This window comes from Streptomyces sp. BE303, from assembly GCF_036290945.1.
Classification (GTDB): Bacteria; Actinomycetota; Actinomycetes; order Streptomycetales; family Streptomycetaceae; genus Kitasatospora.
In genome coordinates, this window is the sequence record NZ_JAQYWZ010000705.1 from 14519 (window position 1) to 32122 (window position 17604).

Genomic DNA, 17604 nt, shown 5'->3' on the forward strand with positions numbered 1-17604 from the left:
CTCACGATTCTCCCCAAGGGGCCCCGGGCGGCAGGAACGGCAGCGATCCGGCCGCCGGCACCCCGCCTTCGATCAGCTTCCACAGTGCGTCGGTGTCCGCGTGTTCCTCGATCAGCTCCCCCAGTCGGTCCAGCCGGGCCTCGCGCGCCGCCGCGAACGAGGTGTCCGGCGCGGGGACGAACGCCCGGCCGGCCGATGCGGCGACGTCGCGCAGCAGTTCGCGCCGGAAACCGTCGTTCTCCAGCGCGCCGTGCCAGGTCGTCCCCCAGACGGAGCCCACCCGGCAGCCGTCCAGGAAGGGGGTGCCGCCCTCGACGGTGACCACGCCGTGGTGGATCTCGTAGCCCTCGACCCGCTGCCCGTACGCCTCGCCGACCGGCCGGCCCAGCACCTTCTCGACGCCGAACCGGACGTGCGTCGGCAGCAGGCCGAGCCCCTCCACGGCGCCGGCCTTCGACTCGACCTCGTCCACGACGGTCCGCGCCAGCATCTGGTAGCCGCCGCAGACGCCGAGGACGGGACGGCCCTGCGCCGCCCGCGCCTTCAGCGCCGTCTCCAGGCCGCGCTCGCGCAGCCAGGCGAGGTCCGCGACGGTGGCCCGGGTGCCGGGGAGCACGACGAGGTCGGCGTCGGCCAGCTCCTCGGGCCGGGTGGCCCAGCGGACCAGCACCCCGGGCTCCTGGGCCAGCGCGTCCAGGTCGGTGAAGTTCGACAGCCGGGGGAAGCGCACCACGGTCACCCGCAGCACGTCCGCGCCGAGCGGCCCGCGGCCGGCCGTGCGGTCGACCACGGTGGACAGGTCGAGCGAGTCCTCGGCGTCCAGCCAGAGGTCGGGCAGCATCGGCAGGGTGCCCAGCACCGGGCGGCCGGTCAGCTCGCGGAGCATCTCCAGCCCGGGGGCGAGCAGTCGCGCGTCACCGCGGAACTTGTTGACGAACCAGCCGGCCACGTGCCGCTGGTCCTCGGCCGAGAGCAGCGCCAGCGTCCCGTACATCGCCGCGAACACCCCGCCCCGGTCGATGTCCCCGACCACGACGACCGGCAGCCCGGCGGCGGTGGCCAGGCCCATGTTGGCGATGTCCCGGTCCCGCAGGTTGATCTCGGCGGGCGAGCCGGCGCCCTCGCAGATCACCACGTCGTACCGGCGGCGCAGGTCCGCGAGGCACTCCAGGGCCCGCTCCAGCAGCACCGGCTTGCGGTCGCGGTAGTCCAGCGCGCCGACCTCGGCGACCGCCCGGCCGAGCAGCACGACCTGGCTGCGGCCGTTCGCGCCGGGCTTGAGCAGCACCGGGTTCATGGCCGCCTCGGGCTCCACCCGGGCGGCCTGCGCCTGCATCGCCTGCGCGCGGCCGATCTCGGCGCCGTCCGCGGTGACGAAGGAGTTCAGCGACATGTTCTGCGCCTTGAACGGCGCGACGCGGACGCCCTGACGGGCCAGCCAGCGGCAGATGCCGGCGGTGACCACGCTCTTCCCGGCGTCCGAGGTCGTCCCGGCGACCAGCAGTGCGTTGCTCATGCCCCACCCCTTCTCCTGCTCAGGGCCGCCCGGAGCAGCAGATGCCCGGCGACCGTCGTACCCAGCGCCAGCGCGCCCACCCGTCGGGAGAGCACGCAGGCCCGCTCGATGTCGTCCACCCCGACCGGCCGGAGCCCCTCGCCGAGCACCGGCCGGTGCTCGACGCGGTCGCCGTACCGGAGCGTCCCGCCCAGGCGGACGCCGACCGCACCGGCGAAGGCCGATTCGGCCTGGCCCGCGTTCGGGCTGGGGTGTGCGGAGCCGTCCCGCCGCCAGACCCGCCAGGCGGTGCGCGGTTCGGGCGCGGCGGCGACGGTCAGCAGCGCGGTCAGCCGGGCGCCCGGCCAGCCGGCCACGTCGTCCAGCCGCGCGGAGGCCCAGCCGAACCGGGCGTACCGGGGCGAGCGGTGGCCGACCATCGCGTCCAGGGTGTTGACGGCGCGGAACGCCAGCAGGCCCGGTGTGCCCGCGAGCCCGCCCCAGACCAGCGCGTTGACCACGGCGTCGGCGGTGTTCTCGGCGACCGACTCGACCACCGCGCGGGCCAGCTGGGCCTCGTCCAGGGTGCTCGGGTCGCGGCCGCACAGGTGCGGCAGCCGCTCCCGGGCCGCCGTCAGGTCGCCCGCGGCGAGCGAGCGGCCGATGGTCCGGGCCTCCCGGGTCAGCGAGGTGCCGCCGAGCACGGTCCAGGTCGCGGCGGCGGCCAGGGCGGCCCGCCCGAGCGGCCGGCGGCCGAGCAGCCGGTCGGCGGCCACGGCGCCGGCCGCGACGGTGCCCACGCAGAGCGCCGTGTAGGCGGTGCCGGTGGCGCGGTCGTCGCGCCAGATCCGCCGTTCCAGCCGGTTCGCGGCGGTGCCGAAGACGGCGACCGGGTGGCCGCGGCGAGGATCGCCGAGCCGGGTGTCGGCGAGGTATCCGGCGACTGCGCCCGCGGCGAACGCGGCGGCGCGGGTCAGCGGACGCACGGCGGGGTGCGGTGGCGGGTCGTCGCGGCCGGGGCAGGCTGCATCGCGTGGGTGTCCTCACTCAGGGTCCGCGCCCTGGATCGACGTACCGGGGGCGAGAGTCTCCTGGCTTCCGGGTCGGACGCACGCCCGGGCCTTCCAGCGGCTTCTGACGGCTCGCCGTGGCATTGTCCGGACGTGCTCCCCGGTGACAGTGGCGGGACCGCGCCGGACTCGCACCGGCTTCCTCTGCTTGCCTCCGTATGGCTGAAGGATCCCATCACGCCCCCGAACCGGGAGTCAACCGAGGTCACGGAGCGTTCGGTCACACCGCCGGTCCTCGTGCGGCCCGCGCGCCGGCCCCGCGCGGGCCCGCCCCGGAGGCTCGCGCCCCGGTGTGACGTTGCTCCCGATCTGACACGGACGGCCGTGTCCTACTGGCCACCGGCCGCCGCCGCTAGTGGACTGGGGCCAGAACACCCTCCGGCACCGGGACTTAACTGCGGGGAGCGAGTATGCGTTGGGGAATCGCGGCCACCGTGGCCGCCGCCGCCGTCGGTACGGGGGCGGCCGTGCTGGTGATCGGCCGGCGGGCGTCCGAGCGGATGGTCCACCCGGCCGTCGCGGCCCGGGCGAGGTCCGGCCCGGTGCAGGTCCTGACCCTCGGCGCGGGGCGGGTCGGCTTCACCCGCGGCCCGGAGAGCGAACGCCCCGGCCGCTGGGCCGTGGAGTGGGGAGAGGACGGGCACGCGGTCGTCGGCGAGGTCCTTCACAGCGACGGGAAGGGCGTCACCCGCCGCCTGCTCCGGGCGGACCGGGGCACCCTCACGCCCGGTACCGAGGTCCGCTTCACCCCCCGGGTCCATCTCGGGGACCCGACGACCGCGCTCGGGATCCCGTTCACCGAGACCGCCGTCGAGGGCGAGCTGGGTGCGCTGCCCGCCTGGCGGCTGGACGGCGCGCGGGGCACCTGGGTGATCCTGGTGCACGGCCCCGGCGCCGACCGCTCCCAGGCTCTCCCGGTGCTCCCGCTGCTCCGGCGGCTGGCCCTGCCGGTGCTCGCCGTCAGCTACCGGGGCGACGCGGGTGCGCCGGCCTCCCCGGACGGCCTCGGCCACTTCGGCGAGACCGAGTGGCGCGACGTCGAGGCGGCGATCCGGCGCGCGCTGGACAGCGGCGCCGGCAAGGTCGTCCTCTACGGCTGGTCGCTCGGCGCCACCACGGCCCTGCAGGCCGCCGCCCGCTCCGGCTGGGCAGGCTCGATCAGCAGCCTGATCCTGGACTCGCCGGTGCTGGACTGGCCGGCCGGCGCGCGGCGCGGTGCGGCCCGGGCCGGCTACCGGGGCGTGGCCGCCGAACTGGGCGCGCTCGCCGCCGAGGGACGCACCGGCCTGGATCTGGCCGACTTCGCGCGCCTCGCCGACGGCACCGACCTGCGGGTCCCCACCCTGGTGCTGCACGGCCCGGACGACCCGGTGGCCCCGTTCCGCGCGGCCGAGCGCCTCGCCGGGAGGCGCCCGGACGTGGTCAACCTCCAGGCCTTTCCCGGCGGTGACCACGCCGCACTCTGGAACACCGACCCGGAGCGCTACGAGGAGACCCTCCGCCGTTGGCTCACGCCCTTCCTCTGAGCGCGCCCGGCCCGGTCCACCCGGCCGCGGCGGCTCCCCGGTCGCCGCGGCCGCTTCCCCTCTCCCTTTCCTCCCCGCTTTCCCTTCCCTCCCTCCCCGGTCACGAGTGGCATGGACCCGCCACTAAGATCAAGCCAGTCGGTTTGGCCTCTGTTGCCCGATCTTGTGGAGGCCCCGCGCCCGCCGCCCGGCCCGCGCGTGCAACCGGATGTGACAGATGGCCGGTACAAGGGGAAGACTGCTCGACGTGACGTCTCGGAACCCGCGCGACCGTGATGCCCCGCTCCCGCCGACGATCGGTACCGGTGCGACGGTGACCCGTCTCCCCGGAACTGCCCACCGCCCCGCCGGCGCCAGGCCGGGGGCCTCCGGCGTACCCCGCCGACGAGGCCCGGCCCCCGCACCCGGCCGCGGCCGGGTCCCCGTGCCGGAGGGCTTCCCCGCACCCGCCGAACTCGCCCCGCTGGCCCGCCGCATGCTGGTCGACGCCGTCCGGATCGCCCGTTGGGCCGGCGACCTCGACGAGGTCGACAAGCGCGGCGAGCTGCTCCCCGACGACGCCCGGGCCGCCGGCCGCGCCCTCGCCATGACGGTGGGCGCCGCGGCCAATGCCTGGGGCCAGGCGCTGCTGGTCGGCCTGGTCGAGGCCAGGGACGGCGGCGCCGTCCCCGGCTGGCGCCTGCACGCCTGGGAGCACGACGACGAGGCGGTGGTCCGCGGCTGGTCGGCACTGTTCGACGCCTGGACCCTGCTCGCCCCGGTCCCGCCCGCCGCCCTGCGCGGCGTCTTCGCGGTGCTCGCCGGGCAGGCCGTCGACCAGGCCCCGCAACTGCTCTCCTTCCTGCACCTGGTGGACGGCCCGGTCGCCGACATGGAGCTGCTGGAGCTGCTCCGGCGAGGTCTGGACGAGCGCCGGGTCGGCGGTGGCGAGAGCACCTTCGGCCTCTCGCCCGTCCCGCACGCGGCCTCGGCGATCTCCGCGGTCCGCGGCACCTGCCGCGAGCCGCAGATCGACACCCCGGCCTCGCCCGCCGACGTGGCGGCCGTCCTCGACTGGATGCTGGACGGCCTCGCCGCCGTCGGCGCCCTGGTCCGCCGGGACAACGCCGCCGACCTGTCGCCGCTCGGGCACTGGGCGGTGCGGGCCAAGCTGGAGGAGATCTGCACCGTCGCGCAGACCGCCGCCGGCCACATCGAGCAGAGCGCGCCGGAACTGCTGAGCGCCTGCGCCGACTACTCGCCGGGCCCGGCCCGCGCCGAGTACCGCGCCTGGCTGGCGGCCCGCCCGGCCGACCGGGCGGTGGCCGAGCTGCTGGAGGCGGCGCAGGGCGAGGACGCGCTGGTCCGCGGCCTGGCCTTCGAGGCGCTCCGGGTCGCCGGCTCCACCGCCGAGCAGGCCGTCCGGGCCGCCGTCGACGAGCCGGTGCTGCGCCCGTACGCGCTCCTCTGGCTCGCCGAGCGCTCGGACGAGGGGGTCTCGCCGGCCGACGTGCTGGGGGCGGAGGACGCCGCCTGGCTCTGGGTGGACACCGCCGCCGCCGTGCTGGACCACGGGGAGACGGAGCTGCTGGTCGGCCACGTCGAGGGCGCTTCGGCCGGTGACCCGGTGCGACTGTTCGCCCGGGCCCGGCAGTCCGGACACCCGCGGGCGGCCTCGGTGCTGACCGCCGTCTCCGGCGTCCACCCGGACCCGGCGGTGGCCCGCGCGGCGCGCCGTTCGGCCTTCAGCGTCCACCGCGGCGGCGCCTGAGCGGTCCGCCCGGGATCCCCCGGCGCGGCGCACGACATGACGAAGGGCCCGGATCCCTGGGGGATCCGGGCCCTTCGTCATGCGTCTCGTCGGTCGTCAGCCGATCCGGGACTCCGCGCGGCGTGCCCGCACGTCCCCGACCTTCTGGCCCACCTTGCGGCGGATGACCAGCAGCGGGGCCATCGCGGCCAGCGCGATCTGGCCGAACGCGCCGATGTGCAGCAGGTAGTCGCCGCCCTTCAGGCCGGTCGCCCAGGCCGCCAGGCAGCCGATGGAGAGCACGATCCAGCAGAGCGTCGCGGTGGCCAGCAGCCCCTGCGGCTTCGGGTACTCGATCCGGCTGACCATCAGGTACGCCACGCCGAAGATGGCGAGCAGACCGGGCAGGAACGGCGGGTCGAGCAGCACGATGGCGATCACCGTCATCGCACCCATCGGGCAGGGCATGCCCTGGAACACCCCGGGTCGCATCTTCACGGCGGAGAAGCGGGCGAGCCGCAGCACCACCGCGAGCAGCACGGTCAGCGCGATCAGCGCCGAGAGCCGGCTGTTGGAGCCCGGCGAGACCATGCCCCAGACGGCGACGAAGTAGGCCGGCGCGATGCCGAAGCTGATCAGGTCGGCCAGGTTGTCGAGTTCCGCCCCGAGGGCGGAGGAGCGCAGCTTGCGCGCCACCAGCCCGTCGAAGAGGTCGCACATCGAGCCGATCAGCAGCAGCGTCACCGCGGTGGCGGCACTGTGCTTGTCCGGCGCGGCGCCCGGGTTGGTGATGTGCGGGACGAGCACCCCGGTGGTGATCGAGTAGATCGCCAGGAAGCCGCAGACGGCGTTCCCCAGGGTCAGGAAGTCGGCGGTGGAGAGGTGCTGCGGCGAACGCGGAGCACGCAGCTCGCGGTCGCGTGCCCAGCGGCGGCGGCGCAGCGCCGTCTCCTCGTCGTCCAGGCCGACGATCGTTTCAGGATCAGTCACGGTCAAGGCGCGTCACCCCGGCTGTGGTCTTCTGGCCGACCTCGACGCCGACCTCGACGCCGGCCGGCAGGTAGGTGTCGACCCGGGAGCCGAAGCGGATCAGACCGATCCGCTCGCCCTGCTCGACCTTGGTACCGGCGTCGACGTACGGCACGATGCGACGGGCCACGGCCCCCGCGATCTGCACCATCTCGATGTCGCCGAGCTCGGTGTCGAAGTGCCAGACGACCCGCTCGTTCTGGTCGCTGTCCTTGTTGAAGGCGGGGACGAAGCCGCCGGGCACGTGCTCCACGGAGGTCACCGTGCCGGGCAGCGGTGCGCGGTTGACGTGGACGTTGAGCGGGCTCATGAAGATCGCGACGCGGGTGCGGCCGTCCGGCCACGCGTCGATGCTCTGAACCACGCCGTCGGCGGGGGAGATCACTCTGCCCGTGCCGATCTCACGCTCGGGGTCGCGGAAGAACCACAGCATGCCGGCGCCGAGCGCACAGGCGGGCACCGCCGCCAGGGCCCACGTGCCGTTGCGCCGGGTGAGGGCGGTGGTCACGGCGGCCGTGGCGAGGGTGGGGACGAACCAGGGGGTGGCTCCGCGCGCGATGGTCACGCGGGGTCGCCGACCGGCCGCCGGAGCTGCGAGGGCATCGCGGTCCGTGACGGAGGTGTGAGGGGACGGGCTGATGGGCATCGAAAACCTTTGTCGCGGGGGATCATGGCCGCTGGACGGGGGCCACCGCGGGATCGGGTAATAGAGGGACGTCTGCTGTCCCGGTGGATGCTATCGGGAGCACACGGTGGGTGGGCAACCCGCCTGCTCGTTCATGTGTCCTGCTGGAGGCGCCGGTGCGCCTCTGTGTATACGACCGTAGCTCGCCCCCGTCCGGTTCCCAAGGGACCGGGCAGAGCTGGTGACACTTGTCTCAGCAGAGTGTCCGGCAGGGCATGCCGGAGCGGCCCCGGGGCGCGTGACGGCAGTCGTACGCCCCGGGGCCGCTCCGAGGGCCGTGCCGGGCCCGGGCGGACCAGGCGCGGGACCGGTGCACGGCCCGGTGCCGGGACGGGCCCGCACGCCCGTCGACCGGCCGTCCTCGGACCGTCCGCCCGGCGTGCCGCAGGTCACGCGGCACGGGTCGGGTACGACGGAACGGGTCGGGTTCACTCCGCGATGCGGTACTCCTCCAGCAGTCGGCGCCCGACGATCATCTTCTGGATCTCCGCAGTACCTTCACCGATCAGCAGCATCGGGGCCTCCCGGTAGAGCCGCTCGATCTCGTACTCCTTGGAGAAGCCGTAGCCGCCGTGGATGCGGAAGGAGTCCTCGACGACCTCCTTGCAGTACTCGGAGGCGAGGTACTTGGCCATGCCGGCCTCCAGGTCGTTCCGCTCGCCGCCGTCCTTCTTGCGGGCGGCCATCACCATCATCTGGTGCGCGGCCTCGACCTTGGTGGCCATCTCGGCGAGCTTGAACTGGATCGCCTGGTGCTCGGCGATCTTCTTGCCGAAGGTGCTCCGCTGCTGGGCGTAGGCGATGCCCAGCTCGAAGGCGCGCCGCGCGACGCCGCAGCCGCGCGCGGCCACGTTGACCCGGCCGACCTCGACGCCGTCCATCATCTGGTAGAAGCCCTTGCCCGGGACGCCGCCGAGGACCCGGTCGGCCGGGATCCGGACGTCCTGGAGGACCAGCTCGGTGGTGTCGACGCCCTTGTAGCCCATCTTCTCGATCTTCCCGGGCACCGTGAGGCCGGGGACGGTCGGGTTCGGGCCGAATCCCGCCGTCTTCTCGATCAGGAAGGTGGTCATGTTCCGGTACGGGGTGGAGCCGCCCTCGTCGGTCTTGCAGAGCACCGCGACCAGGGTGGACGTGCCGCCGTTGGTCAGCCACATCTTCTGGCCGTTGAGGACGTAGAAGTCGCCGTCCCGGACGCCCTTGGTGGAGATCGCGGCGACGTCGGAGCCGAGGCCCGGCTCGGACATCGAGAAGGCGCCGCGGATCTCGCCGGCCGCCATCTTCGGCAGGAAGTAGTCCTTCTGCTCCTGGGTGCCGTGCGCGTTGATCATGTGCGCCACGATGAAGTGCGTGTTGACGATGCCGGACACCGACATCCAGCCGCGGGCGATCTCCTCGACCACCAGGGCGTAGGTGAGCAGCGACTCCCCGAGGCCGCCGTACTCCTCGGGGATGGTCAGGCCGAAGAGCCCGAGCTGCTTCATGCCCTCGACGATCGCGGTCGGGTACTCGTCCTTGTGCTCCAGCTCGGTCGCGACCGGGATGATCTCCTTGTCGACGAACTCGCGCACGGTGGCGAGGATGTCCCGCTGGATCTCGGTGAGGCCGTCGGTCTGTGCGAGGCGTCCCATCGTGCGGCTCCTGTCATGCCTGAAGAAGAAGAGGGTGGGGGTACGGGGGCTCCGCGGGCGTGACTTCCGCGGAGCCCCCGTGTACCGGGTGGGGCCACGGCCGATGACGGCGGCCGGCCCGTCCGGGGTCCTTGGGGGGCGGGCCGTGCTCAGGCCGACGGGGTGGGGCGGCCGGGCTGCTCCCCGCCGCGCGCGGTGGTGTAGGTCGCGGTCGGGACCATCACCTTGCGGCGGAAGAGGCAGACGACCGTGCCGTCCTGCTTGTAGCCCTTGGTCTCGACGTACACGATGCCGCGGTCGTCCTTGGACTTGGACGGCCACTTGTCGAGCACGGTGGTCTCGCCGTAGATCGTGTCGCCGTGGAAGGTCGGCGCGACGTGCCGCAGCGACTCGATCTCCAGGTTGGCGATCGCCTTGCCGGAGACGTCCGGGACGGACATGCCGAGCAGCAGCGAGTAGACGTAGTTGCCCACGACGACGTTCCGGCCGAAGTCGGTGGTGTGCTCGGCGTAGTGGGCGTCCAGGTGGAGCGGGTGGTGGTTCATGGTGAGGAGGCAGAAGAGGTGGTCGTCGTACTCGGTGACCGTCTTGCCGGGCCAGTGCTTGTAGACCGCGCCGACCTCGAACTCCTCGTAGGTGCGTCCGAACTGCATGATCGATGGTTCCTTACCGGTCTCAGGCCTGCGGGGGCTCGAACTTGGAGGTGCGGCGGAAGCCCGCGGCCCGGCCCTTGCCGGCGATGACCAGCGCCATCTTGCGGCTGGCCTCGTCGATCATCTCGTCGCCGAGCATCGCCGAACCCTTGGCGCCGCCCGCCTCGGAGGTGCACCAGTCGTAGGCGTCGAGGATCAGCTCGGCGTGGTCGTAGTCCTCCTGGGAGGGCGAGAAGAGCTCGTTGGCGGCGGCGACCTGGTCCGGGTGGAGCACCCACTTGCCGTCGAAGCCGAGGGCGGCGGCGCGGCCGGCCACCTCGCGGTAGCCCTCCTGGTTGCGGATCTGGAGGTACGGGCCGTCGATCGCCTGGAGGTCGTTGGCGCGTGCGGCCATCAGGATGCGCATCAGGATGTAGTGGTAGGCGTCGGCCGGGTAGCCGGGCGGCTGCTCGCCGACCACCAGGGACTTCATGTTGATCGAGGCCATGAAGTCGGCCGGGCCGAAGATGATGGTCTCCAGCCGGGGCGAGGACTCGGCGATCGCGTCGACGTTGATCAGGCCCTTGGCGTTCTCGATCTGCGCCTCGATGCCGATCCTGCCGACCTCGAAGCCCATGGTCTTCTCGATCTGGGTGAGCAGCAGGTCGAGCGCCCTGACCTGCTCGGCGTCCTGGACCTTCGGCAGCATGATGCAGTCGAGGTTGGGGCCGGCGCCCTCGACCACGGTGATCACGTCGCGGTAGGTCCAGTGGGTGGTCCAGTCGTTGACCCGGACGACCTTGGTCTTCGTGCCCCAGTCGCCGTTGTTCAGGGCGTCGACGATGGTGTGCCGGGCGCTCTCCTTGACCAGCGGGGCGCAGGCGTCCTCCAGGTCGAGGAAGACCTGGTCGGCGTCGAGGCCCTGGGCCTTCTCCAGGAACCGCGGGTTGGAGCCGGGCACGGCCAGGCAGGAGCGGCGGGGGCGCAGACGGTGGGGGGCGGCGGGAGTGCTCATGAGGGGTGGTTGGTTCCTTCCGGGGTCAGCTGCTGGACGCGGCGGTGCAGGACGTCCAGGGCTGGAGCCTGTTGGCCAGCCGGATCTCGTCCACGATCCGGCCGATGATGGTCGTGATGCCGAAGTCCTTCGGGGTGAACACGGCGGCGATGCCGGCGGCCTTGAGGGCCTCGCCGTCCGCTGCCGGGATGATGCCACCCACGATCACCGGGACATCCTCCACCCCGGCCCGGCGGAGCCGGTGCAGGACGTCGGGCACCAGCTCGGAATGGGCACCGGAGAGGATCGACAGGCCCACGCAGTGCACGTCCTCGGCGACGGCCGCCGAGACGATCTGCTCCGGGGTGAGCCGGATGCCCTGGTAGACCACCTCGAACCCGGCGTCGCGGGCCCGGACGGCGATCTGCTCGGCGCCGTTGGAGTGCCCGTCCAGGCCGGGCTTGCCGACCAGCAGGCGCAGCTTTCCGGCGCCCAGCTCGGCGGCGGTCGCGGCGACCGCCTCCCGGACCGCGGCCAGTTCGCCGCCGGGTTCGGCGGTCACCGCGACCGGCGCGCCGCCGACGCCGGTGGGGGCGCGGTACTCGCCGAAGACCTCGCGCAGGGCGAACGCCCACTCGCCGGTGGTGACCCCGGCGCGGGCACAGACCAGGGTGGCCGGCATCAGGTTGTCGCCGGTGGCGGCGACGGTCTTGAGGTCCTCCAGGGCCCGCAGTGCCGCGGGCTCGTCGCGCTGCCCGCGCCAGGCCTCCAGGGCGTTGAGCACGGACTGCTCGGAGGCCGGGTCGACGACCATGATCGCGGTGTCGAGGTCGGCCGTGAGCGGGCTCTCCTCGGTCGTGTCGAAGCAGTTCACCCCGATGATCCGGTCCTCGCCGGACTCGATCCGGGCCCGGCGGGCGGCGTGCGAGGCGACCAGGTTGGACTTGAGGTAGCCGGACTCGACGGCCGGGATGACCCCGCCCATCTCCAGCACCTTGGCGATCTCGGCCTCGGCGCCGGCCAGCAGGTCGGCGGTCTTGGCCTCGATCACCTCGGAGCCGTTGAAGATGTCCCCGTGCTCCAGCAGGTCGGACTCGTAGGCGAGCACCTGCTGGATCCGCAGCGACCACTGCTGGTCCCAGGGGCGGGGCAGGCCGAGCGCCTCGTTCCAGGCGGGCAGCTGGACGGCGCGGGCGCGGGCGTCCTTGGAGAGCGTGACAGCGAGCATCTCCAGCACGATCCGCTGGACGTTGTTCTCCGGCTGGGCCTCGGTCAGGCCGAGCGAGTTGACCTGGACGCCGTAGCGGAACCGGCGCTGCTTGGCGTCCTCGATGCCGTACCGCTCCCGGGTGACCTTCTCCCAGAGCCGGCCGAAGGCGCGCATCTTGCACATCTCCTCGACGAACCGCACGCCGGCGTTCACGAAGAAGGAGATCCGGGCGACCACCTCGCCCATCCGCTCGGCCGGCACCTGGCCGGAGTCGCGGACGGCGTCCAGCACCTCGATCGCCGTGCACATCGCGTAGGCGATCTCCTGGACGGGGGTGGCCCCGGCCTCCTGGAGGTGGTAGCTGCAGATGTTGATCGGGTTCCACTTCGGGATGTTCCCGACGGTGTAGGCGATCATGTCGGTGATCAGGCGCACCGACGGCCCGGGCGGGAAGACGTGCGTCCCGCGCGACAGGTACTCCTTGACGATGTCGTTCTGGGTGGTGCCGGTGAGCTTGGCGATGTCGGCGCCCTGCTCCTCGGCGACCACCTGGTAGAGCGCCAACAGCCACATCGCGGTGGCGTTGATCGTCATCGAGGTGTTGGTCTGTTCGAGCGGGATCCCGTCGAACAGGGCCCGCATGTCGCCGACGTGACCCACCGGCACGCCGACCCGGCCGACCTCGCCGCGGGCGAGGATGTGGTCGGAGTCGTAGCCGGTCTGGGTCGGCAGGTCGAAGGCGACGGAGAGGCCGGTCTGCCCCTTGGCGAGGTTCTTCCGGTAGAGCGCGTTGGAGTCGCTCGCGGTCGAGTGGCCGGCGTACGTGCGCATCAGCCACGGCCGGTCGCGCGGCACGCGCCCGCCCGCCGCCGCCGTCGGCGCGCCCTCCGGCCCGCCCGCCCGGGCAGTCATCAGACGTTCCTGAAGCGGTTGATGGCCGGCAGGTGCTTCTCGCGCAGTTCGGCGTCGCGCACGCCCAGACCCTCCTGCGGGGCCAGGCAGAGCACGCCGACCTTGCCCTGGTGCTTGTTCTGGTGGACGTCCAGCGCGGCCTGGCCGGTCTGGTCGAGCGAGTACACCTTGGAGACCGTCGGGTGGATCTTGCCCTTGGCCACCAGGCGGTTGGCCTCCCAGGCCTCCCGGTAGTTGGCGAAGTGCGAGCCGACGATCCGCTTGAGCGACATCCACAGGTAGCGGTTGTCGTACTGGTGCATGAAGCCGGAGGTGGAGGCGCAGGTGACGATGGTGCCGCCCTTGCGGGTGACGTACACCGAGGCGCCGAAGGTCTCGCGGCCCGGGTGCTCGAAGACGATGTCGACGTCCTCGCCGCCGGTCAGCTCGCGGATCCGCCCGCCCAGGCGCTTCCACTCGCGCGGGTCCTGGGTCTGCTCGTCCTTCCAGAACCGGTAGCCCTCGGCGGAGCGGTCGATGATCGCCTCGGCGCCCATCGCCCGGCAGATCTCGGCCTTCTGGTCGCTGGAGACCACGCAGATCGGGGTGGCGCCGCCGGCCAGGGCGTACTGGGTGGCGTACGAGCCGAGGCCGCCGCTGGCGCCCCAGATCAGCACGTTGTCGCCCTGCTTCATGCCCGCGCCGTTCCGCGAGACCAGCTGGCGGTAGGCGGTGGAGTTGACCAGGCCGGGGGAGGCGGCCTCCTCCCAGGTCAGGTGGGCCGGCTTGGGCATCAGCTGGTTGGTCTTCACCAGCGCCAGCTGGGCCAGGCCGCCGAAGTTGGTCTCGAAGCCCCAGATCCGCTGCTCCGGGTCCATCATCGTGTCGTTGTGGCCGTCGGAGGACTCCAGCTCGACCGAGAGGCAGTGCGCGACGACCTCGTCGCCGGGCTTCCAGGCGTTGACCCCGGCACCGGTGCGCAGCACCACCCCGGCGAGGTCCGAACCGAGCACGTGGTACGGCAGGTCGTGGCGCTTGGTGAGCGGCGAGAGCCGGCCGTAGCGCTCCAGGAAGCCGAAGGTGGAGACCGGCTCGAAGATCGAGCTCCACACCGTGTTGTAGTTCACGGCGCTCGCCATGACGGCGACCAGGGCCTCGCCCGGGCCCAGCTCGGGCAGCGCGACGTCGTCGAGGTGGAGTGACGTGCGAGGGTCCTTGTCGCGGCTGTCGAGGCCCGCGAACATCTGCTCCTCGTCCTTGTGGAGCGTCACCGCTCGGTAGGACTCCGGCAGCGCCAGGGCGGCGAAGTCCGCCGGGGTGCTGTCGGGGCTGAGGATCGCGTCGAGGATTTCCTTCATGGCTGCCTCCGAAGGCGTACCTGTGTGAGGGCACAGGGCGTCTGGGGGAGCCGGGCGCGGACACCGGCTTCGCTGGGTTGGGTGGTGGGTGGAACGTGGCTGGCGGGCCGGCCTGCGGGCCTGGCCTTCAGGGCGTCGTTCCCGGGGTGTGGGAACGCCGGTACGACGGCGCGCCGAGGTGGGGAGCCGCGGCGCCGCGACTGGTTGGTAACAAGGTAGTGGCACCCTGTGCCACGCGTAAAGACACCGGGTGTCACGAATTTCCGGCGCGCCGCACCGGCGTTCACGTGTCACTCGGCGGGCATGGGGGAGGGCCCGTACCGACATGTCGGTACGGGCCCTCAATTACCTCGTTGACCTGCGAAAACTATCGGCCTCAGGCCCGCCGGGCGCCTTCCAGGGCGGCTCTGATCGAGTCCACCACCACCTCCAGCGGGGCGTCGGTGCGGGCCACTGTGATGAGGACCTCACCGCCGGGGCTGGCACTCAGTGCGCTGGCGACGGCCGCCTCCGACCCCACCCCGCTGGCACCGGGTGCCACCAGGGCCCCGCGCCGGCGCGCGCCCGGCGCGTTGGACGCCCAGAAGGTCCGCCGGGTCACCTCGAACGAGTGGTCCAGCTGCGCCTCCACGTCGCCCCGGCCGCCGGCCCTCAGCCAGCGCCGCAACACGTGGTTGTGGGCCGCGACGACGGCCGCCGCCGACACCTCGGCCAGCATCGAGTCGTCCTCGCCGCCGCGCTGCCAGCCCGCCGGGATCTCCTCGCCGGGGTCGAACCGACCCAGCAGGTACCGGGTGAACAGCCGCTCGTACCGCGCCACCACCGCGATCTCCCGCTCGCGCAGCGCGGGCACCTGACGGATCAACTGGTACCGGGCCACCGAGACCGCGGGGGTGGAGGCGTACATCCGCAGCACCTCCTTGATGCCCCGGCAGACCACGTCCAGCGGGTGCTCCTCGGGCTCGGCGCTGGCCAGCAGGTCGGCCACCCGGACCAGGGTGTCGTCGTGGTCCGGGAAGATCGCCTCCTCCTTGGACCGGAAGTAGCGGAAGAAGGTCCGCCGGGCCACCCCGGCCGCCGCCGCGATCTGGTCGACGGTGGTCTCCTCGTAGCCCTGCGAGGCGAACAGCTCCATGGCGGCGGTGGCCAGGTCCTGGCGCATCTGCTGCCGCTGCGCCGCCGCCCGGCGGCTGCCCGGGCCCCCTTCCTGCCCCACCGGGCCGGCCGCCCGGGCGTCGCGCGGGAGGACGGACTGCTGCGGGGAGACTGCCTGAACCCGATCCATGGCCGGAACGCTACACGTCCCGGGGGCCGGGGCAGGGGGCCTTCCCCGGCGCACGGGGGCGACCGGGCCGGTCACGGCCGGTCTGGGCCAGCGGCCGGAGACGGCCCCCTGCCCCCAGGCGGACCGGTCCGGTCCGGGCGGCGGGTGCCCGGGCTGTCCGGGCTGCCCGTAGGACGGTTGTGCGGTCACCGGCGTGCGTGGTCGCGGAAGCCGCGGCCGGTCTTGCGGCCCAGACAGCCGGCCGCCACCAGGTGCTCCAGCAGCGGAGCCGCCGCCAGGCCCGGCTCGCGGAACTCCTGGTGCAGGACCTGCTCGATGGTCAGCGAGACGTCCAGGCCGACCACGTCCAGCAGCTCGAACGGGCCCATCGGGTAGCCGCAGCCCAGCTTCATCGCGGTGTCGATGTCGTCCACCGTCGCGTAGTGCTCCTGCAGCATCCGCACCGCGTCGTTCAGGTAGGGGAAGAGCAGCGCGTTCACGATGAACCCGGCCCGGTCCCCGCACTCCACCGGGTGCTTGCGCACCTCGGCGCACAGCTCCAGCACGGTCGCGGTGACGTCCGGCGCGGTCAGCACCGTGGACACCACCTCGACCAGCTTCATGGCCGGCGCCGGGTTGAAGAAGTGCATCCCGATCACGTCCTGCGGCCGGGAGGTGGCCGAGGCGCAGCTGATCACCGGCAGCGAGGAGGTGGTGGTGGCGAGCACCGCACCCGGCTTGACGATCTTGTCCAGGGTGGCGAACAGCTCGCGCTTGACCGCCAGGTCCTCGGCCACCGCCTCGACCACCAGGTCCACCTCGGCCAGCTCGCCGTACTGCCCGACCGGCGTGACCAGCGCGAGCGCCGCGTCCCGCTGCTCCGCGCTCAGCCGGCCCCGGGTCACCGAACGCTCCAGCGACCGCGCCAGCTGCGCCTTGGCCTTGTCCGCCTTCTCCTGGCTGCGGGCGGCCAGCAGCACCGGGCGGCCCGCCTTGGCGAACACCTCGGCGATGCCGGTGGCCATCGTCCCCGAACCACAGACGCCGACCGTGCGGACCGTCCGGCCCGGCACCTTCGGCAGCGCCGGACCGTCGGCCGCGTCGACCGGCCTGGAGGAGCCGGGCGCCGCGTAGGTGTAGAAGCCGCGGCCGCTCTTGCGGCCCAGCAGGCCCGCCGAGACCAGCTGGCCGAGGATCGGCGCGGGGGCGTGCAGCCGGTCCCGGGACTGCTCGTACATGGCCTCCAGGACGGTCCGGGCGGTGTCCACGCCGATCAGGTCGAGCAGCGCCAGCGGGCCCATCGGCAGGCCGCAGCCGAGCCGCATCGCGGCGTCGATGTCCTCCCGGGTGGCGTACTTGGACTCGTACATCGCGGCGGCCTGGTTCAGGTACGCGAAGAGCAGGCCGTTGACCACGAAGCCGGCCCGGTCGCCGGCGGCCACCGGCTCCTTGCCGAGGTCCCGGGCGAACCCGGCGGCGTCCTCGGCCACCTGCGGGGAGGTGAGCACGGTGCGGACCACCTCGACCAGCTTCATGGTGTGCACCGGGTTGAAGAAGTGCAGGCCGAGCACCCGCTCCGGGCGGGCCGTGGCGGCGGCGATCCGGGTCACCGAGAGCGCGGTGGTCCCGGTGGCCAGCACCGTCCCCGGCGGGCAGATCCGGTCCAGCTCGGCGAAGAGCTCCCGCTTCAGCTCCAGTTGCTCGGGCACCTCCTCGACGACCAGGTCGGCGTCGGCGGCGGCCTCCAGCGCGTGGCCCACCGAGATCAGGTCGAGCAGCGCGGTGCGCTCCTCGGGGGTGAGCCGCTCGCGGGTCACCGCGTACGCCGTGGCCTCCTGGATCCGGGCCAGTGCCCGGGCGGCCTGCTCCTCGTCGGCTTCGATGCCGATCACCCGGCGGCCGCTCCTGGCGACGGCGACCGCGACGCCGGCACCCATCGTGCCGAGGCCGACCACGGCGACCGTGGGAAAGGGACGCTCCATCTGTCCTGACTCCTTGTCATGGGAAGCCCGCGCGCGCTCCGGCGGACGCGCCGACGGAGGGGGGTCCGCGCGCGGGGGCTGGGGAGATGACGGTTGCGGCCACCGCGC

General features: G+C 73.2%; 13 protein-coding genes and 1 riboswitch. Of the genes, 2 read left to right on the plus strand and 11 right to left on the minus strand.

Annotated elements, in window-relative coordinates; translation table 11 throughout:
* Nucleotide 1: 1 nt before the first annotated feature.
* Both PUR56_RS17130 and PUR56_RS17135 read right to left on the minus strand, forming a co-directional pair.
* The gene (locus PUR56_RS17130; RefSeq protein ID WP_329883395.1) at nt 2–1516 is read right to left on the minus strand and encodes a cobyric acid synthase; all 1515 of its coding nucleotides are present in this window, start codon (nt 1514–1516) and stop codon (nt 2–4) included.
* Nucleotides 1513–2481 carry a cobalamin biosynthesis protein gene (locus PUR56_RS17135; protein WP_329883396.1) on the minus strand — a complete coding sequence of 323 codons (969 nt, stop codon included), beginning with the start codon at nt 2479–2481 and terminating at the stop codon, nt 1513–1515. Before PUR56_RS17135 ends, PUR56_RS17130 begins: the two co-directional genes overlap by 4 nt.
* Before the next feature lie 76 nt (nt 2482–2557).
* A riboswitch (cobalamin riboswitch) is annotated at nt 2558–2765 on the minus strand.
* A gap of 210 nt (nt 2766–2975) precedes the next feature.
* On the opposite strand from PUR56_RS17135, the gene PUR56_RS17140 reads away from it, so the two are divergent.
* Together PUR56_RS17140 and PUR56_RS17145 are read left to right on the plus strand one after the other, a co-directional pair.
* Nucleotides 2976–4091, plus strand: a complete 1116-nt coding sequence (locus PUR56_RS17140; protein WP_329949568.1) for an alpha/beta hydrolase family protein — start codon at nt 2976–2978, stop codon at nt 4089–4091.
* A 247-nt stretch (nt 4092–4338) separates the two neighbouring features.
* Complete coding sequence (locus PUR56_RS17145) at nt 4339–5841, plus strand: hypothetical protein (RefSeq protein ID WP_329949569.1); 1503 nt, start codon at nt 4339–4341, stop codon at nt 5839–5841.
* A 96-nt stretch (nt 5842–5937) separates the two neighbouring features.
* Here the strand turns inward: PUR56_RS17145 and PUR56_RS17150 are convergent, their stop codons facing one another.
* The 9 genes from PUR56_RS17150 to PUR56_RS17190 form a co-directional block, all read right to left on the minus strand.
* Nucleotides 5938–6816, minus strand: a complete 879-nt coding sequence (locus PUR56_RS17150) for a CDP-alcohol phosphatidyltransferase family protein (RefSeq protein WP_380353877.1) — start codon at nt 6814–6816, stop codon at nt 5938–5940.
* Nucleotides 6803–7495 carry a phosphatidylserine decarboxylase gene (locus PUR56_RS17155; protein ID WP_329883399.1) on the minus strand — a complete coding sequence of 231 codons (693 nt, stop codon included), beginning with the start codon at nt 7493–7495 and terminating at the stop codon, nt 6803–6805. Before PUR56_RS17155 ends, PUR56_RS17150 begins: the two co-directional genes overlap by 14 nt.
* A 467-nt stretch (nt 7496–7962) precedes the next feature.
* Nucleotides 7963–9165: an acyl-CoA dehydrogenase family protein gene (locus tag PUR56_RS17160; RefSeq protein WP_329883400.1), complete on the minus strand. Its 1203-nt coding sequence runs from the start codon at nt 9163–9165 to the stop codon at nt 7963–7965.
* A gap of 149 nt (nt 9166–9314) precedes the next feature.
* Complete coding sequence (locus PUR56_RS17165) at nt 9315–9818, minus strand: MaoC family dehydratase (protein ID WP_329883401.1); 504 nt, start codon at nt 9816–9818, stop codon at nt 9315–9317.
* Between the two features lie 22 nt (nt 9819–9840).
* The gene (locus PUR56_RS17170) at nt 9841–10812 is read right to left on the minus strand and encodes an HpcH/HpaI aldolase/citrate lyase family protein (protein WP_329949570.1); all 972 of its coding nucleotides are present in this window, start codon (nt 10810–10812) and stop codon (nt 9841–9843) included.
* A gap of 25 nt (nt 10813–10837) precedes the next feature.
* Nucleotides 10838–12913, minus strand: coding sequence for a protein meaA (locus PUR56_RS17175; RefSeq protein WP_329949571.1), 2076 nt, complete (start codon nt 12911–12913; stop codon nt 10838–10840).
* A complete protein-coding gene (gene ccrA, locus PUR56_RS17180; protein WP_329949572.1) occupies nt 12913–14250 on the minus strand; it encodes a crotonyl-CoA carboxylase/reductase in 1338 nt (445 codons plus the stop codon). Before ccrA ends, PUR56_RS17175 begins: the two co-directional genes overlap by 1 nt.
* A 376-nt stretch (nt 14251–14626) precedes the next feature.
* A complete protein-coding gene (locus PUR56_RS17185; protein ID WP_329949573.1) occupies nt 14627–15535 on the minus strand; it encodes a TetR family transcriptional regulator in 909 nt (302 codons plus the stop codon).
* A 185-nt stretch (nt 15536–15720) separates the two neighbouring features.
* Nucleotides 15721–17496 (minus strand): 3-hydroxyacyl-CoA dehydrogenase family protein, encoded by a 1776-nt coding sequence (locus PUR56_RS17190; RefSeq protein WP_329883406.1) that lies wholly within the window; start codon nt 17494–17496, stop codon nt 15721–15723.
* Nucleotides 17497–17604: the final 108 nt, after the last annotated feature.

What these genes read in the sequence shown, in the direction of transcription:
- PUR56_RS17155 (WP_329883399.1), bottom strand. Translation starts at nt 7,495, where the DNA reads ATGCCCATCAGCCCGTCCCCTCACACCTCCGTCACGGACCGCGATGCC.
- PUR56_RS17170 (WP_329949570.1), bottom strand. Translation starts at nt 10,812, where the DNA reads ATGAGCACTCCCGCCGCCCCCCACCGTCTGCGCCCCCGCCGCTCCTGC.
- PUR56_RS17175 (WP_329949571.1), bottom strand. Translation starts at nt 12,913, where the DNA reads ATGACTGCCCGGGCGGGCGGGCCGGAGGGCGCGCCGACGGCGGCGGCG.
- ccrA (WP_329949572.1), bottom strand. Translation starts at nt 14,250, where the DNA reads ATGAAGGAAATCCTCGACGCGATCCTCAGCCCCGACAGCACCCCGGCG.
- PUR56_RS17140 (WP_329949568.1), top strand. Translation starts at nt 2,976, where the DNA reads ATGCGTTGGGGAATCGCGGCCACCGTGGCCGCCGCCGCCGTCGGTACG.
- PUR56_RS17190 (WP_329883406.1), bottom strand. Translation starts at nt 17,496, where the DNA reads ATGGAGCGTCCCTTTCCCACGGTCGCCGTGGTCGGCCTCGGCACGATG.
- PUR56_RS17160 (WP_329883400.1), bottom strand. Translation starts at nt 9,165, where the DNA reads ATGGGACGCCTCGCACAGACCGACGGCCTCACCGAGATCCAGCGGGAC.
- PUR56_RS17185 (WP_329949573.1), bottom strand. Translation starts at nt 15,535, where the DNA reads ATGGATCGGGTTCAGGCAGTCTCCCCGCAGCAGTCCGTCCTCCCGCGC.
- PUR56_RS17130 (WP_329883395.1), bottom strand. Translation starts at nt 1,516, where the DNA reads ATGAGCAACGCACTGCTGGTCGCCGGGACGACCTCGGACGCCGGGAAG.
- PUR56_RS17165 (WP_329883401.1), bottom strand. Translation starts at nt 9,818, where the DNA reads ATGCAGTTCGGACGCACCTACGAGGAGTTCGAGGTCGGCGCGGTCTAC.